This is a genomic window from Acidobacteriota bacterium (genome assembly GCA_028875575.1).
GTDB lineage: Bacteria > Acidobacteriota > Terriglobia > Versatilivoradales > Versatilivoraceae > Versatilivorator.
Window position 1 is genome coordinate 1 of the sequence record JAPPDF010000056.1, and the last position, 17636, is coordinate 17636.

The window sequence follows — 17636 nt, forward strand, 5'->3', positions numbered from 1 at the left end:
TCAATCCCTTCCCGACATCTTCCCCCAACAAGAAGTTGAAGTTCCGCGTCGCTCAGATCAGGAATCCGGTCCAGTCTTGAACACCCCCGTCTCAAACCTTTGAACCAACCCGTCTTATGCAGCCGGGGCGCGGTCAAGCGACAGCAGCGCGCCAGTATCGGAAGTGATGGGACCGCCGTCGAAAGCAGCTCCAAACCCCTCACAACCCGCAGCCGCGAAGGCGGATATTTAACAGCATTGCCACGGAACGCACAGCTCCCTTTATATGACGTCAAACACGACTCCTGCTCGCGGCCGATTGTCAATCCCTCTCGGGCGGCTGTATAATGGCCGGAATCTGCCAGGAAGACAGGTAATCTTACGGACCTCCGGAAGCCAAAAGGAGAACGCAATGAAGAAGCTTTTGCCGGGTGCGTTGATGCTCATCCTATCCACGCCAATCCTCCATGCACAAGTCAACCCCCGCGGGGAGACAAGCCTGGAACTGGACAATGGCACGGTCACCATCGAATACGGACGCCCCTCGCTCAAGGGACGGGACATCAAGACAATGATCTATCCCGGCGAGACCTGGCGCCTGGGAGCGGACGGGGACACCACCCTGACCACCGAGGTGGGACTGAAATTCGGGGAGAGCTCCGTGGCCCGGGGAACCTACATTCTGAGAGCCAAGTTTGTCGCGGAAGGGAAATGGCACTTGCAAATCAACGGCACCGACTATTCCAAAGTGGCCGAGGTTCCCATGAAGCTGGAGGAGACTTCCTCCGAGGTGGACCGCCTCTCCCTCAGGCTCGAGGGCGAGCAGAAAGCGGGCACCTTAAAGGTGTTGTGGGGCAAGTTGAGTCTCATCACTGAATTTACCGCACCCTGAATGTCGAGGCCGGTCGAAGCGGTGCATCGCTGTCCCGACCGATCTCTCTACCTGGAACGCAATAACCGCCTGCCCCGGTCGAAATGATGGAAAGCGCTTGCGGGGAAACGGGCTCATCAACCTGCCGGCAGCCTGTTTCCGGAACCGCCCTTTCTTTCACCTATGGTTAACAACCCATCATTCGCCCAGAGCTGGCTCGAACGAACCTTCCTGCTGAGCCAGCGCCGGACATCCCTGGCGGTGGAGGCCCGCGCCGGCCTCTCCACCTTCCTGGTGATGGCTTACATCATCTTCGTCAATCCCACGATTCTGGGAGACATCCCCGATTCGACCGGAGCCACCCTGCCGTCGGGAGCTGTCTTGAGCATCACCTGCCTGGCCGCCGGGGTGCTTTCGATACTCATGGGCTTGCTCAGCAACTACCCCTTTGCCCTGGCTCCCGGAATGGGATTGAACGCCGTGGTGTCCCTCCACCTGGTCGGCCAGTTGCAACTCACCTGGGTCCAGGCCATGACGGTGGTCTTTCTGCAGGGCCTCATCATTCTGGTTCTGGTGCTGACCCGGTTTCGCGAAGCCATGATGGATGCCATCCCTACCCCGCTCAAGAAATCCATTGGCGCAGGAATCGGTCTGTTTCTGGCAATCATCGGTTTCAGCAACGCCGGCCTGATCTCCCGAGGAGAGGGCGGTACTTTTTCCCTGGGCAATCCGGACGACCTGGGCATAGTGACGTTCCTCTTCGGCTTCTTCCTGACCCTCTGGCTGATGTCCCGCAAAATGCAGGCGGCCCTGCTTTGGGGGATCCTGTCCGCCACCCTGGTGGCCATTCTTCTGAATTCCGGGTTCGGCAACCCACAGGCATTTGGCGGCGCAGCCACGGTGCCCTCCAGCCTGGTTGGGCTTCCTCAGGGACTGACCGGCCCCGAGGCGATCTTCGGCCGCTGGGACTGGGGCTTTTTCCCGCATCTGGGGCTGCTTTCGGCGGTCCTGGCCGTCTTTTCCCTGATGCTCACCGATTTTTTCGACACCATGGGAACCGTAGTTGGATTGGGAGAAGAGGGAGGTTTCCTCCAGAAGGACGGAAGACTTCCCGGAGTCCACCGGGTGTTGCTGGTTGATTCCCTGGGCGCGGTTGCGGGAGGACTGTCGAATTGCAGCAGCAATACCACCTATATCGAAAGCGCGGCCGGGATCGCGGCAGGCGGACGCACCGGATTGACCGCAGTGGTGGTGGGCCTGCTCTTCCTGCTGGGCATGTTTTTCAGTCCGTTGGCAGGGATCGTTCCCAAGCAGGCCACGGCCCCCTCGTTGATCCTGGTGGGATTCCTGATGATGGGCGCTCTGCAGGACATCTCCTGGCGTCGTCTTGGCGAAGGCGTTCCCGCCTTTCTCACCCTGCTGCTCATGCCCTTCACCTTCTCCATCAGCAACGGCATCGGGGCCGGAATCATCAGCTACACCTTTCTGAAGCTGGCGTCTGGCAAGCACCGGGAACTCCACGCTCTGATGGTAGGGGCCGCCGTTGCCTTTGCGGTTTACTTCGTCCTTTCGGGCTAGCTTGAACTCGGAACAGGTAAAGAAGTGAAACTACTGCTCATGCTGGTACTGCTGGGGCTGGCCTTGCCTCGCCCTGCAGCCGGCACGCCGGTCGAACCGGAAACGCTCTTCGAGAGGCTGACCAAGGAGACCGGCTGCGCGCCCCTGGGTCCCTTGGCCCGACACACCCTCCCCGATCCGGCTGCATTCGAACCCGGGGAATCCCGGATCCTGACGGAGTACGGATTCCGCGATCTCAGCCGGCAAGAGCTCCGCTGCCGCAACCGTTCCATTGATATCCGGATCTATCGCATGTTGGACGCCCCGGCCGCCTATGGACTCTTCACCCTTTTCAGGAAGCCCGATTCCCGGGTTCCCGATGGCTTCCCCCGACTGGCCGAAGAGAGCGATGATTGGGTGGCCTTCGCTCAAAGCCGATTCTACGTCCGGATCCGGCGTTCCGCCCTGCCCGCCGGGCGTGCCGCGGCCCTTGAGGCTGCCCGGTTCCTGGCCCGGTCGCTGCCTGACGACTGGGCGCTTCCCTCGCTTGTGGACTATCTGCCTCGGGAACACCTGGTCCCGGGAAGCGAGGTGTTCCTCATGGGGCATCAGGCCTTGAGCCTCAGGATCCCGCTGGGGCAGGAAGACCTCTTCGGTCTGGCCCACGGAGCCGAAGCCCTGCTGGCGGACTACCGGCCGGTCAACGGGTCGGCCAGGATCCTGCTGATGATCTATCCCACCCAGCAACTGGCCGGCAAGTATCTCCAAAGCGGTTACCAGCAGTTGATGCGGCAGCACCCCGGCTGGCAGGTCTTCTACAAGCGGGAGGGTCCTCTGGTGGTGATGGTCCTGGATTCGACAGACCCGGAGATCGCCTCGTCCTTCCTGGACAAGGTCTCCTATGTTTCCTCGGTGAGCTGGGACCCCAAGGCGGAGCCCCTGTCGGTGGGACACATGATGCTGAGCGTGTTCCTTTACGTGGGAGCAGTGATCGCGATCACGCTGGTGGCGGGAGTGATGTTCGGTCTGCTGCGACTGCTGATCAGTTGGCTCTTTCCGGGGAAGATCTTCGACCGCGTGGAACGCTACGAGGTCATTCGCCTGAAACTGCCGCCACCGCAATGATGTAGGACCGGGCGCCGTCCATGGCAGGAGGGAGTGGGCCGGCTACACGTTGATAATCTCGACCAGTTCCTTTACGGCGGCCGCCGATTTCTTCAAAGCCGCATCTTCCTCAGGACGGAGATCGATCTGCACGATCTCCTCGATTCCGTTCCGGCCGAGCTTCACCGGCACCCCCACGAAGAGACCATTCACTCCATATTCCCCTTCCAGAAAGGCGGCGCAGGGGAGAATCTTGCGCTTGTCCTTGAAGATCGCCTCGACCATCTCCGTCACCGCGGCCGAGGGAGCATAGTAGGCGCTCCCGGTCTTGAGCAGGCCCACGATTTCAGCGCCTCCATTGGCGGTGCGATCGACCAGGGCATCGATTCGCTCCTGAGACAGGAGCTCGGTTATGGGGATTCCCGCCACGGTGGAGTAACGCGGCATCGGAACCATGGTGTCGCCATGTCCACCCAGCACAAAGGCGTGGACATTTTCCACAGAAACCGACAGTTCCTGGGCGATGAAGGTCCTGAACCGGGCCGAATCCAGAATGCCCGCCATGCCGATCACCCGGTTCTTGGGGAAGCCGGAGACTCTGTAGGCTGTTTGCACCATGGCATCCAGCGGATTGCTGACCACGATCAGAATGCATCCGGGGGAGTACCTGACCACCTGTTCGGTGACCCCCTTGACGATTTCGTAGTTCTTCATCAGGAGGTCGTCCCGGCTCATCCCCGGTTTTCGAGGCAGTCCGGCGGTGATGACGACGATGTCCGAGTCGGCCGAGTCGCTGTAATCGTTGGTTCCCACCAGGTGGGAGTCGAATCCTTCCACGGGTCCCGACTGCAGCAGGTCCAGCGCCTTCCCCTGGGGCACGCCATCGACGATGTCGATCAGCACCACATCCGCCAATTCCTTGTCCACGATCCAATGAGCGGCGGTGGCGCCGACATTTCCTGAACCCACGATCGTCACTTTTCTTCTCATCGACATCGCTCCTCTCGGTTCCGCGGCCAGTCCCCGTTGGGAACATGGCAGTTCCCTGCCCGGCTGTGGCCGTGGGTTCCCCTGTGAGCCTGGGGACGTTGTTGAATTACTGGAATGACTTGTAAGGAACACATAGAAGACGCTATTGAATCAAAGCAATTCAGCAGCGGCTGATCGCAGTTATTCCAGTAATTCAACAACGTCCCCTTTTCACGTCCCCATGTTCTGGATGATGGCGTCGGCAAACTCGCTGGTCCTGCACTTGGTGGCCCCGTTCATGAGCCGTTCCAGGTCATAGGTGACCTTCTTCTGCTGGATGGTGCGGCCGAACGCCTCCTCGATCAATTGCGAAACCTCCGCCCAACCCAGGTGCTCGAACATCATGGACCCCGACAGGATAACCGACCCGGGATTGATGACGTCCCGGTCGGCATATTTGGGAGCCGTCCCGTGGGTGGCTTCGAAAACCCCGTATTCGTCGCCGATGTTGGCCCCGGGAGCAATCCCCAGTCCTCCGACCTGAGCGGCGCAGGCGTCCGACAGGTAATCGCCGTTGAGGTTGGGCGTGGCCAGAACGTCATACTCGGCCGAGCGTGTGAGCACCTGCTGGAACATGGAGTCGGCGATGCGATCGTTGATCATGATCTTTCCCTCGGGAACCTTTCCCCCATGCTTGCTCCAGACCTCGTCTTCGGCGATGGTTTCCTCCGGAAACTCCTCCCGGGCCAGTTGGTAGCCCCAGTCCCGGAAGGCTCCTTCGGTAAACTTCATGATGTTGCCCTTGTGGACCAGTGTCACCACCCTGCGGCCATGCCTGATGGCATAGCCAATGGCTCGGCGAACCAGGTTACGGGTCCCCGTGATGGAGATGGGTTTCACTCCGATGCCCGAATCGGCCTTGATTTTCTTGCCCAGGTTATCGCCCAGAAACTCGATGAATTTGGCCGCTTCCGGGCTGCCCTGCTGCCACTCGATGCCGGCGTAGACATCTTCGGTATTCTCCCTGAAGATCACCACGTTCATATTCTCGGGAGCCCTGACCGGGGACGGCACCCCGTCAAAGTACTTCACCGGACGAACGCAGGCATAGAGATTCAGCACCTGGCGCAGGGTAACGTTCAAGCTTCGAATCCCGCCACCGACCGGAGTGGTCAGGGGTCCCTTGATGGCCACCCGAAAGGTTCTGATGGCGTCCAGGGTATCGTTGGGCAGCCACTCCCCGAACTTGCGGTAGGCCTTTTCCCCGGCGAAGATCTCATACCAGCAGACTTTCCGCTTCCCGGCACAGGCCTTGTCCACGGCCGCATCGAAGACCCGCACCGCGGCTCTCCAGATGTCTCGGCCGGTCCCATCCCCCTCGATGAAGGGGATGATTGGATTGGCCGGAACTTTCAGTTGTCCCTGTACCAGCTCGATTTTCGATCCCTCTTTGGGGATCTCCACCCCGTTAAAGGACATGGGTGACTACCTTTCAAGAAGTGATTGGTGAAGAGTGGTTAGTGGATAGTTTCCAAAAGCGGAGTCGGAGCGGTCTGTCACGCTCTTCGCCAGGCCCGAGTCGTTCGCGCCGGAGGCTTGCGGCCACTTGTTGAATGACTAAGCCGAGATCGACAAATTGCTCAACGCGCTGATCAAATCAATAGGCCACCATCCACCAGCAAGCGCCTGGGCAAAAGCAGGCCGCTTTGTAACATTTTTCACAAAAGACTGTCAAGGAAGGTAGGCGCCGCCATTCCCGCCATCGGGAGCGAGAATGGAGCGTGACCATTCCTTCGATCAATGATCGCCCTGAAATCCGAGGCAGGCGGCTCCGTATATTCCGGCCCGACTGCCCAGACCGGATCTGAGAATCGGCCGTGGATCCGCCTGCTGCACGAAAGAGCGCCGCTTCACTTCCTCGAACATCGGCTTCTGAAAAGCGTCCCAGGCCGCGATGGCTCCGCCTCCCAGCACCACTGCCTCCAGGTCGAAGATGTGAATCAAGCTGGCGATGCCGATACCCAGGGCGGCGCCCATTTCCTGGAACACCAACCTGGCGGATGTATCTCCTTGCCGGGCCAGAGCGTAGACGCGATCGGCGGTGAGCGGTCCCTCCCCGCGTACCAGGCGCTGCAGCTTGGGGCTGGCCTGACCGGAGTCCGCCAGTTCGGCAGCGCACCTTACCACCGCTGTCGCCGATGCATAGGCTTCCAGGCAACCTCGGTTGCCACAGTTGCACAAGCGCCCCTCCGGCCGAACGTTAATGTGGCCCAACTCGGCGGCCATCCCCTTGGCTCCGTGCCATATCCGGCCATTCAGGACCAAACCTCCGCCAATGCCGGTCCCCAGGGTAAGAAAGGCCAGGTGGTTCATTTCCCTGGCCACACCCATCCATTTCTCTCCCAGTGCCGCGGCATTGGCGTCATTTTCGAGGGTAAAGGGAGCGTCCATCTCCCGGCGGATCCGGTTGCGAACATTAAACCCGGCCCAGCCCGGCAAGTTGGGAGCTGCAATCACCAGACCCAGGGGCAGCCTCATGATTCCGGCCACCGCCACGCCAATCCCGGCCAGAGCGTAACGTCCGTCCCAGCGGTCCCGCAGTTCCAGGATGGCCCGGCACATGCGACCCACAACATCTTCAGGACCCTTGCGAGCATCCGCCGCCACTTCCAGGTGTTCCAGCAGGTCGCCGTTTTCCCCTATGGCTCCCAGCTTCAGATTGGTCCCGCCCAGGTCAACTCCGATGGCAAAGCGCTTCATGCTTACCTGAAACAAACTAAAAAAGAGTGATCCACGAAGTCACACGAAGGATCACGAAGGGACACGAAGCGGGACGGCTCTGCCGCGTCGACACGGCTGTGGCCCGGTAACCCGGCCCGCGCTCCCGGGTGGGCTTCCCCCCATGACCTCTGTTGGCTGGTAACCGGTTCAAGGTCCAGCGTGGCAAATTTTTGATTAACATCGATGCACAGGATGCACAGGATATACAGGATTCGTTTCAGGAAACGGCTAGCTTTTCATGCCGGGAATCCGCAAAATCGCACCGGATCATCGCCTGAGCTGGCCTCTCGTGCAGGAAGCTCTCGTCCTGTTAATCCTGTGCATCCTGTGTATCGATGTTCTCAAATGCAACAAACCGGTTTTACTGAAACTGTCCCTACTCCGGACAGGCCATGAACGTCCATAGTTTCACTCTCGGATGATCCGCCCTGCCGGGGGGCGGGGCCGAACTTATTTGAAACAAACACCGGCGCCTAATGGCTGGAAACCGGTTCAAAGTCAATCATGGGCAGATTTTTAATTCACATCGATGCACAGGATGCACAGGATTTACAGGATTTTTTCTGGAGACGGCTAGCTCTTCATGCCGGGAATCCGCATAACCGCACGGGATCATCGCCTGAGCTGGCTTCTCGTGCAGGAAGCTCTCTTCGGGCTAATCCTGTTAATCCTGTGCATCGATGTTCATTAGATAGAAAACCGTGCCAACGGTACAGGGTCCTTGTTCCCGGCAAGCTATGAAGATTCGTTGTTTCACCCTCGAATGATCTGCACGGCAGGGCAGGGGTGGCACTTGTCTGAAACACCCCGGTTTCGCCCCTATGAGTCGCCCCGTCGTTGGGGAGGGCGGAGCGCCTAGGTGAAAAGTGAATAGTGGAGAGTGGTCAGCAGAGGGTGCTGAAAGCAGCCAAGCGCTTGATGAGCCGGTTGCACTTTCTCAAGGACTGCGTCGAGACCGACAAGACGCTTTGCGTGTCGAGCGAATAGCTCTTCACTCTCCACTCTTCACTCGTCTGAAGCATTCCCGTTTCGCTCTGTATGATCCGTCCCGTCGTCGGGGGCGGGGGGCGGCTATCCGCCCGATGACGGACCGGTTTCAGGCTGAACAGGCCCCTCGGCTCCGAAATCGTCAACTCCCCTGCCCGCCGGCGGGTGCACTCCCATCGCCAGGGCCATGATTTTTTCCTGATCGGCCTCTGCCTGGGACAGCTCTCCGGTAATGCGGCCACCATGCATCACCAGAATGCGGTCACACAGCCTGAGAACCTCCGGAAGCTCGGAGGAGATCATGAGAATGGCAATGCCCTGGCCGACAAGCCGAAGCATCAGTCGGTAGATCTCCTCCTTGGCGCCGACGTCGATACCTCGAGTGGGTTCATCGAAAATCAGGATGCGACTCTCGGTGAAGAGCCACTTGCTCAACACCACCTTCTGTTGGGTCCCGCCGCTCAGGTTGCGCACCTGCTCCTCGGTCGAGGGGGTCTTGATAGCCAGCTGCCTGATAAAATCCTGCACGCTTTCTCTTTCCCTGAACGAGTCCACCAGGCCCCAGCGCATCAGCTTGCCCAGCCTGGACAAGGTGGTGTTCTCCCGCACTCGCATGCCGAGCACAAGTCCCTGAGACTTGCGGTCCTCGGTCAGCAGACCGATTCCGAGATCGATGGCCTGGCGAGGCGACTGCGGCCGGATCGGCTTCCCTTCCATAAACATCCGTCCCCGATCGGGCAGCTCGACCCCGAACAGCACCCTGGCCAACTCGGTCCGCCCGGCGCCTACCAGACCGGTCAGCCCCACGATCTCGCCCCGGTAAAGCCTGAGGTTGATGTCTTCCAGCTTCCCCGCCTGTCCAATTCCCTCCAGGCGGAGCACTTCCGCACCCGGTTTGGGGGCGGCCCGCCGAACCGAAGACTTGAGCTCTCGGCCCACCATCAGGCGGATCACCTCCTCCCGGTCCAGTTCCGAGGTCGGCCGGGTGGCGATGGTGCGACCGTCCCGCATCACGGTGGTTCGGTCGCACACATTGAAGATCTCTTCCAGCCGGTGGGAGATATAGATCACCGATACGCCCTGCTCCTTGAGACGACCGATCAGGCTGAAGAGCTCGGACAATTCGCGTTCGGTTAGGATGGCGGAAGGCTCATCCATAATGATGAGGCGGGAACGCACAGACAACGCCTTGGCGATCTCCACCATTTGCTGCTGGGCCAGGCTGAGCCTCTTTACCGGAATGCGGCCGCTCATTTCCTGGCCAAAGCTGGCCAGCAACTCCTCGGAGCGGCGTTCCATCGCCTCCCGGTCCAGCCATCCCAGAGGTCCCCGCGCCAGTTCATGTCCCAGGAAGATGTTCTCCGCAACTGTCATCCCCTGAAGGAGGTTCAGTTCCTGGTGAATCATGGTGATTCCCAGATCCCTGGCTACGATGGGAGAGTCCACCAGGTGGAAACGGCCGCCGAAGCGGATCTTGCCGGCGTCAGGCTGGTAGGCGCCGGACAGGATCTTCATCAGGGTTGACTTCCCGGCACCGTTCTCCCCCACCAGGGCGTGGCACTCTCCTGCCTCCACCGCCAGGTTAGCCTTGTCGAGAGCCAGCACTCCCGGGAACTGCTTGGTGATGGCCTGCATCTCGAGCAACGGCATGGGTTGCGCCCTCGACTATTTGATTGCCAATCGTGATCCGCACCGTAGGACGAGTCGGCTCTTACGGCAAGAGGCGGCGCTCTATCGAAGCGAGTGACTAGCCCGCATTTCTCACCAGGCCGCTGGTGGCATGACGAAAGGTAGTTTATCTTTCAGTTCCTTGATTGGCTCCATGGTAAGGGCTTGCAGGTAACAGACGGCGCTGGGCATGCCCTGGCTTGTCCTTTTCCCTTCAGCGCGCACAGGCTCCCTCGACCGTAGAAACCGCTACGCTCTTCGGTCGCGAGCACGCGCTGAAGGGAAAATTCCTGCGCCATGATCATGCCCCCTGGTGAGAAATGCGGACTAGTGATCAGTTGTCAGTGGTCAGTGTTTTGTGGAGCGTTCCGCAAGCAGGCAAACACCAAAACGACCAGGTTGTATGTGCCAAACGACTACGCTGTCATGAACCAGATGCCTGTCTCAACGATCGAATCAGCAGTCAATTGCCACGGGAGGGCCAGCCACCGGCAGCGAGTATCTACCCCAACGCCGCAACATCTACGGCACGGCTTTGCCGGCGGGTCCGTTCAGCGTCAGGCTACACCAGCTCCCAGGCCTCACGAAGGGTTCGTTTGGCATTGGCCAACACCATCCGGCTGCTCTCGCCGGGCAGAGGCTTGACCTCGAAGCTCAGGATGCGAGGCTGGTTTTCTTTGAGATATCCGATTTCAATCAGGGTTCTGATGTATTCGACCACCTCGGGCACATCGTTTTCCCCTCCGGCAATGCCGAACCTGGGATGCTGGTCGCCATAGGCCGGATGAGCGGTGTCCCTCATGAGGCAATTCCCCATGTGGGCGTGGACCAGGTGATCCTTGGCAACGTGGAGCGCGTACCGGGTGGTTTCTCTCTGCAGGGGCAGATGGCTCAAGTCCAGCATGAGGCCGAAATTGTCGTGTTTCTGCCTCACCCGCTCCGAAAAGCTCACCGCCTCGGCGTTGGGACCGATGAGAGCCTTCTTGTCGATGTCGAAATCGAAAGTTTCCACCACCACCTTGAGGTCGCCCTTGGAAGCTGCATGGGAGCAGATTCTGTCGAAGGAATCCACCAACAGGTCGGTGGCCGTCTGCCGCTTCTCCTCGCCCGGGTGAGGTCCGCTCAGAAAGGCCACTCCGCGGCAACCCATCTCCACGGCTTCATCCACGCAGGCAAGACAGCGCTCAACGGCGGCCTGGCGCGTGTCGGCATCCAGGCTGTTGAGATCGAGCTTGTTGACCAATTGCACCGGTTGGCTTCCGTAGGTGACCACGATCTTGCTGGAAACCAACATCTCCCGCGCCGCTTTTCGCACCTCGGGATCCCGTATGGTCGTAATTTCAATGACGTCGAAGAAATCGTCGGTCAACACCGAGTCCAATGTCTCCAACACCGGCCCCTCTCCCGTGAGAACCTCGGGAAAGGCCATGAAATGAACCAATCCGACCTGCATGTATTTTTTCCAGGAAACATCCATCAGGACCTCCTATACCGCTTGAAGAAACTTCGCATTCTGCCGCGTCCGTGCAGCCCGCCGGCGGCGTCCCAAAATCATACACAAATCGAACCCCGTTTCAACCGGGGCCGATCGAGGATTGTCAGATTCGCGACCTGCCGGTGTCAAGGAACGCGATCACCCGGCGTCAGCCGCCTCGCGATCGAAACCGCGATCTTGGGGTTTCGCGTCCGTTCGCGCCCCTTCGTGAACTGAGAGCCGACGTGTCCGGCCATCGGTGAAATTTGCTCGCTCGTTGCCAACCCATCCCCAATCGCGAAACTTTCCGGCGGCGGGGTGAAGGATCTGTCGTACAATAGCCGCTGATCCTCAGGGATGGGCAGGCTCTGCCGTTTCCGCCGCGAGGGGCTGCTTCTTCCGGTCCAGCAGGTTGCCATGAATTCAACAGCCCTTGGCTGCCTGACCGCACTGCTGATTGCAGCATTGCCGGCCGCAGGCCAGCACCGTTCCGAGGCGACCGATCCGCCCAATATTCTGCTGGTCACCATCGATACCCTGCGGGCCGATCATCTTTCCTGCTACGGCTACCACCGCAAGACCAGTCCCAACATCGACGCTCTGGCTGCCCAGGGAGTTCGCTTCGAACACGCCTACTGCACAATCCCCCTGACCGGTCCTTCCCACGTTTCGCTCTTCTCCAGCCGATACCCGCAAGAGCATGGGGTTCGCATCAACGGGGTCCCAATCCCCAAGGACTCCAAGTGGCTTTACCTGCCCCAGATCCTGCGGCGTTTCGGCTATTTCAACGCGGCCTTCGTAAGCGCCTGGCCACTGGCTTCTCACTTGACCGGCTTCTCCCATTGGTTCCAGATCTACGACGAGGACATGAAGCGGCGCTATCAGTTCCTGAACTCCAGCCGCTTTGCCGAAGATGTCACGCCGCAGGCTATTTCCTGGCTTGAGGATCAGCGGGTGGAGCCGTTTTTTCTCTGGGTGCATTACTTCGATCCGCACGCCCCCTACCATCTGAGAAAGGGTTTCGCAGAACCGGCAACCAATGGACATGCAGCGGCAACGCATCCCGAAATCAGCGCCGCCATGAAGGATCGCATTCGCCGCTACGACTCGGAAATCGGCTATGTCGACCACCACTTGGGGTTGCTACTGAGGGCCCTGGACAAGGTGGGTGCCCGGGACTCGACGCTCTTGATTCTGACGTCCGACCATGGGGAGAGCCTGGGAGAGCATGACTATGTGGGCCACGGTCGCCACCTATACGACTCCATCCTGAGGGTCCCCCTGATTGTCCGGTACCCCGGCCGGATCGAACCCGGAAAAGTTATTGACGCCCCCGTGAGCCTGCTGGACGTAACCCCTACGATTCTGGATCTTTCGGGACTCTCTCAACGTCAGCCCCCCATTCCGGCCAACTTCGTGGGAAGAAGTCTGGCAGGAGCCATTCAAAACGGAAATCCCCTGCCGGAACATCCCGTGCGGTTCCTGACCTTTGCCGGCAAAAAGGGCTGGACCCCCTCCTGGCTCTCCTTTTCCTGGGCCTGGCTGCGTTACCCCAAGCTGCCACTCCGCCTGGGTTGGCTGAATGGCCCTTCCAAGTCCGTTTGGACCCCTCGGGAGAAGTCCCTTCTCATTTTCGATCTGGCCAGCGACGTCCATGAGTTGGATCCCGTGTCGGTCAGCTCCGAAAACGACCGCTTCACTGAAGAGACCACCCCGCTGGAGCTTTGGTTCAAGGCCACCGACCTGACCGAGGCGGACATGAAGCGCGCCAAGCGGGACGAAGAAATCCTGAAGAGCCTGGGGTACACGCAATAGAGTTTCCCCCTAACAAGCTGGAACCCGGTTTCTCACCGGGTGGCTGGTGCCTCCGGATGGATGCGGCATGAGCGGCTACTGGCGTTGGGTCCTGAAGCGGTCGGCCTGGGTCCTTCTTCTGCTGGGAGCCGTCAGTGCGCTGCTGCTCCCCTCCCTCGACGACCTCCGGATCAACACCTCCCCCTCGACCCTGATTCTCTCGGACTCCCCTGCCAACCTCGTCCATCAGAAGACACGCCGGATTTTCGGCAATGACGAAGTCCTGCTGATCGGTCTCACGGCGGACGACCTGCTCCACACGGACACCCTCGCTTCCATTCGGCAGGTCACCTGGGACATCGAGGCGATCTCCGGGGTGAGGCGGGTGCTGAGCCTTACCAATACGCTGGACATTCTGGAGCGAGACGGTGCTGTTGAAATATCCCCCCTGATTCCCGAGTCCCCGGAACAGCTGGATCCGCAGGCGTTACGGGCTCGCCTCCGCGACAACCCCCTGTACGAAAAGGAGTTGATCTCGTCCGATTTGAGGACCACCTCCCTGCTGGTTTTCCTGGAGGAACGATCTTCTCAGAGCGAAGACTGGATGAGCCGCCTTGTCGCCGAAATCCGGACGGCGGCAGCGCCGCTCGCTCGCCAGGGAAACCTTTTCTTTGGAGGGGTTCCGGAAATGGAAGTTGCCGGCATGGGAAACATGGTCCGGGATCTCTGGGTCTTTACTCCCATCACCGTGCTGCTGGTGATGGTGATTCTGGCCTTCGACTTTCACTCCCGGCGCGGTGTTATCCTGCCGTTGGCGGCGATCGGACTGACCCTGGTTTGCACCCTGGCGGCCATGGTGCTGGGCGGATTCCCACTGAAACCCACCACACTGGTGCTGCCCTCGCTGCTGATCGCCAACGGCGGCTCCTATACCATTCACCTCCTCACTCACTACTACCAGTGCCTGCTCCAGGCCTATGACCGCATCTCCTCCGATGGGCGGGGACGGCTCACCCGGCAGCAATATCGGGAGGTCGTGGCCGAGAGCCTTCAGCGCGCCCATAGACCGATTGCCACTTCGGCTTTCACCACCATGGCCGGCTTCGCCGCCCTCATATTCAATCGCATTCCGGCCATCCGCGACCTGGGGCTTTTCGCCGTCCTGGGTGTCTTCCTGAGCTATGTCTTCTGTATGCACTTGATCCCGGCAATCCTGGTCTACCTGCGCGTGCCCTCCAGGCACCGCATTTCCGGACACGATCGCAGCCATCGACACACCTTCTTCGAAAAACTGGGGCACTTCAATCTTGATAACCGTCGCTGGATCTATTCGATCGCGGGTCTGTGCGCCGTCCTGGGACTGGCAGGCGCCTTCCAGGTGAAGGTTCGCACCGATTATCTCGCACACTTCCGGGACTCGGCGCCGGTGGTGCAGGCCACCAGAACCTTCGAGGAGCATCTTTCCGGCCTGTCCGGCTTTTCCATCGTGATCGAGAGCCGGGATCGGTCGCCCCTGACCGACCCGGCCACCCTGCGCGCCGTAGATCGGATCCAGCAGAGATTGCAGGATGTGCCCGGCGTGGATCGAACCCTCTCGATCGTCGATAGCATGAAACTGCTGAATCAGGCCCTTCATCAGAACCAGCCCGCCTTCTTCCGGCTTCCTGGCCAACAGGACATCCTGGTGGAAATGCTGGACCTGATCGAATCCGATCCACGCGAATTGAGCCGCGAATTTCTGTCCGAGGATCACACGGCCCTGCGCATTCTGGTCCGGTCTTCGCTGTTCGAATCCACACAGTTGAGAGCGCTTACCGACCAGGTCGGGCAGTTGGCCGCCCCGTTGCTCCCCCCAACCACGCAACTACAAACCACCGGCACGCTGGTCCTGATGAACCTGACCTCGGATCAACTGGCGAGAGAACAGGTGAAGAGCCTGCTGCTTTCGGTGACCTTCATCTTCACCATCCTGATATTCCTCTGCCGATCGTTCAAGGTGGGCCTGATGTGCATGATACCGGCCGGCCTGCCCGTCCTGATGTTCTTCGGCCTGCTGGGCTGGGGCGGCCTTTCGCTGAACGTCAACACCAGCGTCATTGCCGCCATCGCCATCGGGATCGGCGTCGACAACTGCATCCAGTACCTGGTCCGGTTCCAACGCTGCCGAAGGGAAGGCCTGTCCCCCCAGGCCTCTGCCCGCGAGAGTCTCACCAGAGCCGGCGGCCCCATGTCGGCAGCCGCGTCCGTGGTCGCTCTGGGATTTCTGGTCTTCGGTTTGTCGCGTTTTGCACCCGTTTCCCAGTTCGGCTTGCTTTCGGCCTTCGTAATGGGGTTCAATTTAGTGACGAACCTGTTGCTTCTGCCCACTCTTCTCCTGGTTGTGCACGGGAGCGCTCGGGCGAGGGACGGTAGTGCTCCAATTTCTCCAAGGGAATCCCAATGAAGCCTCAGCGGCTGCTGATCCCCTGCATTTGCCTGGCGGTGGCTTCGCCGGCCCTGGGCGATGAGCGTGGCGACGAGCTGATCGCCGCCTACCTGGAACAGGCCGCCCGCAAGAACAAGCGGGTGACCGTACAGGTTAAACACGTCAAGGGCAGCCAACCGCCCATCGTTCTGGCCTTCACCTGGATGAGACGGGTACAGTCCAAGCTGACCTCTCACTTCATCCGCATGGAGTCTCCCCCGTCCGAACAGGGGAAGCTTCTCCTGGTCCACGAACGTCCCGACGGGTCTTCCGACTTTATGGCCTTTCGCCCCCAGAGCGCCCTCAGAAAGAAGGTTCGCATTTCCGGTTCCCGCCACTACAAGTACAAGAGCCTTCGCATCTCGGTCCAGGAGTTGATTGGCGGGGAGTTGGCCAAGTACACCCACCACTTCCTGGGCAGCCGGGAAGTCAGAGGCGTCCCATGCCACCTGGTGGAGAACCGGCTCAAGCCCGAGTTCTCCAGAAAGAGTGATTTCCCCCGAACCATCCTTGCATTGAGCGCCGACAAGTTGACCATGGTTCAGTGGGAGTTGTACGACCGGACCAACCGCCTGGCCAGAAAGATCGTGGCGACCGAAACCAAGGTGGTCGAGGGAACTCCCACGGTGACCCAAGCCCGGATCAGCAGTCCCCAACGAGACTCCCAACTCCAATGGACGGTGCAGTCCATCGAATTCGACCCTCCATTCGAACCCGATCTGTTTCGGAAAGAATCTCTCCAACAACACACCGCCTCCCCGGCTTCCGAGCGATAGCTTCAGCTTCGCCTCTTCCAGCGGCTGCAGTGAAATTTGGGGGAGGGCTGCAGGAGATGTTACCCTATCGCTGTCTGGCGGGAACTGGCCGCGAGCAGGCCAGGTAGCGGGGAACGCATCACTTGTGCGGCGGCCGTGGATGATCCGGACAGAGGCCGTTGGAGACCATCAAGGAGCATTGCAGTGCCAATCCCGAAGGTAGCCATCATTGGAGCCAGCGGGTACTCGGGGTCGGAGATCGTCCGATTGCTGTTGTCCCATCCGAAGGTGGAGCTGACCACCTTGATGACCGCCAACCGCGAGCGCAGCGGGACCCGGCTCTACAGTGACGAGTTGAGACAGTTCCGCCACCGTTGCGACCTGAAGATCGAGCCCCTGGACTACGACCTTCTCCGGCAACGAGAGATCTCCCTGGTGTTCCTGGCTACCCCCAACCAGACCGCGCACGACCTGGCCCCCGAACTCCTCAAGAGGCAGCTGCGCCTGATCGACCTGAGCGGGGCTTTCCGACTGAGAGAAGCCGGTCTCTACCCGCGGTGGTACGGATTCGAACACCGCTTCGCTCAACACCTGTCGGAGGCCGTATACGGACTGACCGAAGTGGTGCGTCCGGCTATCCGGGACGCTCGACTGCTGGCCAATCCCGGGTGCTATCCCACCTCGGCGCTGCTTCCTCTGATTCCCCTGCAGCAGGCCGGCATGGTTGCTCCCCAAAGCCAGATTATCTGCGACTCCAAGTCAGGGGTGAGCGGAGCCGGCAAGACGCCATCCTCGAACACGCACTTTTCGGAAGTCACCGAGAGCTTCAAGGCGTACAACGTCTGGCGCCACCGCCATTCGCCCGAAATCTGGCAAGAGCTGGGCCACCAGCGTCTCATCTTCACGGCTCATCTCCTGCCCATCAACCGAGGCATTCTCTCCACCATCTACGTGAAGACCGCAGCCTCAGCTTCGCCCGCAGAGGTTAGCGCCTGCTTGGAGCAGGCCTACGCAAAGGCCCCCCTCATCCGCTTGTACCCTGAAGGTGAGTTTCCGGAGGTGAAACACGTGGCCCACACCAACTTCTGCGACATAGGCTGGCGCCAGCAGGACCTGGATCTCATAATCGTGTCCACCATCGACAACCTGGGAAAGGGAGCGGCCGGCCAGGCGGTCCAGAATATGAACGTCATGCTGGGACTGGAGGAAACCCTGGGCCTGCTGTGACCTTTC

The 17636-nt window shown here is 60.1% G+C and carries 12 protein-coding genes; 7 read left to right on the forward strand and 5 right to left on the reverse strand.

Annotated elements, in window-relative coordinates:
* Nucleotides 1-391 precede the first annotated feature (391 nt).
* The 3 genes from OXI69_09140 (at nt 392) to OXI69_09150 (ending at nt 3532) form a co-directional block, all read left to right on the forward strand.
* Nucleotides 392-871, forward strand: coding sequence for a DUF2911 domain-containing protein (locus OXI69_09140; protein MDE2666304.1), 480 nt, complete (start codon nt 392-394; stop codon nt 869-871).
* A gap of 162 nt (nt 872-1033) precedes the next feature.
* Nucleotides 1034-2428, forward strand: a complete 1395-nt coding sequence (locus tag OXI69_09145) for an NCS2 family permease (GenBank protein ID MDE2666305.1) — start codon at nt 1034-1036, stop codon at nt 2426-2428.
* Between the two features lie 24 nt (nt 2429-2452).
* Nucleotides 2453-3532, forward strand: a complete 1080-nt coding sequence (locus OXI69_09150; GenBank protein ID MDE2666306.1) for a hypothetical protein — start codon at nt 2453-2455, stop codon at nt 3530-3532.
* A 42-nt stretch (nt 3533-3574) separates the two neighbouring features.
* Here OXI69_09150 and mdh read toward each other — a convergent pair whose 3' ends face one another.
* The 5 genes from mdh to OXI69_09175 form a co-directional block, all read right to left on the reverse strand.
* On the reverse strand, nt 3575-4501 hold the full coding sequence (mdh, locus tag OXI69_09155) for a malate dehydrogenase (protein MDE2666307.1): 927 nt from the start codon (nt 4499-4501) through the stop codon (nt 3575-3577).
* Nucleotides 4502-4711: 210 nt separating this feature from the next.
* Complete coding sequence (gene icd, locus OXI69_09160; GenBank protein ID MDE2666308.1) at nt 4712-5959, reverse strand: isocitrate dehydrogenase (NADP(+)); 1248 nt, start codon at nt 5957-5959, stop codon at nt 4712-4714.
* Nucleotides 5960-6277: 318 nt separating this feature from the next.
* The gene (locus OXI69_09165; protein ID MDE2666309.1) at nt 6278-7240 is read right to left on the reverse strand and encodes an ROK family protein; all 963 of its coding nucleotides are present in this window, start codon (nt 7238-7240) and stop codon (nt 6278-6280) included.
* Between the two features lie 1092 nt (nt 7241-8332).
* Nucleotides 8333-9898, reverse strand: a complete 1566-nt coding sequence (locus OXI69_09170; protein ID MDE2666310.1) for a sugar ABC transporter ATP-binding protein — start codon at nt 9896-9898, stop codon at nt 8333-8335.
* A gap of 580 nt (nt 9899-10478) precedes the next feature.
* The gene (locus OXI69_09175) at nt 10479-11393 is read right to left on the reverse strand and encodes a TIM barrel protein (GenBank protein MDE2666311.1); all 915 of its coding nucleotides are present in this window, start codon (nt 11391-11393) and stop codon (nt 10479-10481) included.
* Nucleotides 11394-11807: 414 nt separating this feature from the next.
* On the opposite strand from OXI69_09175, the gene OXI69_09180 reads away from it, so the two are divergent.
* The 4 genes from OXI69_09180 to argC all read left to right on the forward strand — a co-directional run bounded on the left by OXI69_09180 (nt 11808) and on the right by argC (nt 17630).
* Nucleotides 11808-13205: a sulfatase gene (locus OXI69_09180; GenBank protein ID MDE2666312.1), complete on the forward strand. Its 1398-nt coding sequence runs from the start codon at nt 11808-11810 to the stop codon at nt 13203-13205.
* Between the two features lie 67 nt (nt 13206-13272).
* Nucleotides 13273-15627, forward strand: a complete 2355-nt coding sequence (locus tag OXI69_09185; protein ID MDE2666313.1) for an MMPL family transporter — start codon at nt 13273-13275, stop codon at nt 15625-15627.
* Nucleotides 15624-16424: an outer membrane lipoprotein-sorting protein gene (locus OXI69_09190; protein ID MDE2666314.1), complete on the forward strand. Its 801-nt coding sequence runs from the start codon at nt 15624-15626 to the stop codon at nt 16422-16424. The genes OXI69_09185 and OXI69_09190 overlap by 4 nt, the downstream gene beginning before the upstream one ends.
* 183 nt (nt 16425-16607) lie before the next feature.
* Nucleotides 16608-17630: an N-acetyl-gamma-glutamyl-phosphate reductase gene (gene argC / locus OXI69_09195; protein ID MDE2666315.1), complete on the forward strand. Its 1023-nt coding sequence runs from the start codon at nt 16608-16610 to the stop codon at nt 17628-17630.
* Nucleotides 17631-17636: the final 6 nt, after the last annotated feature.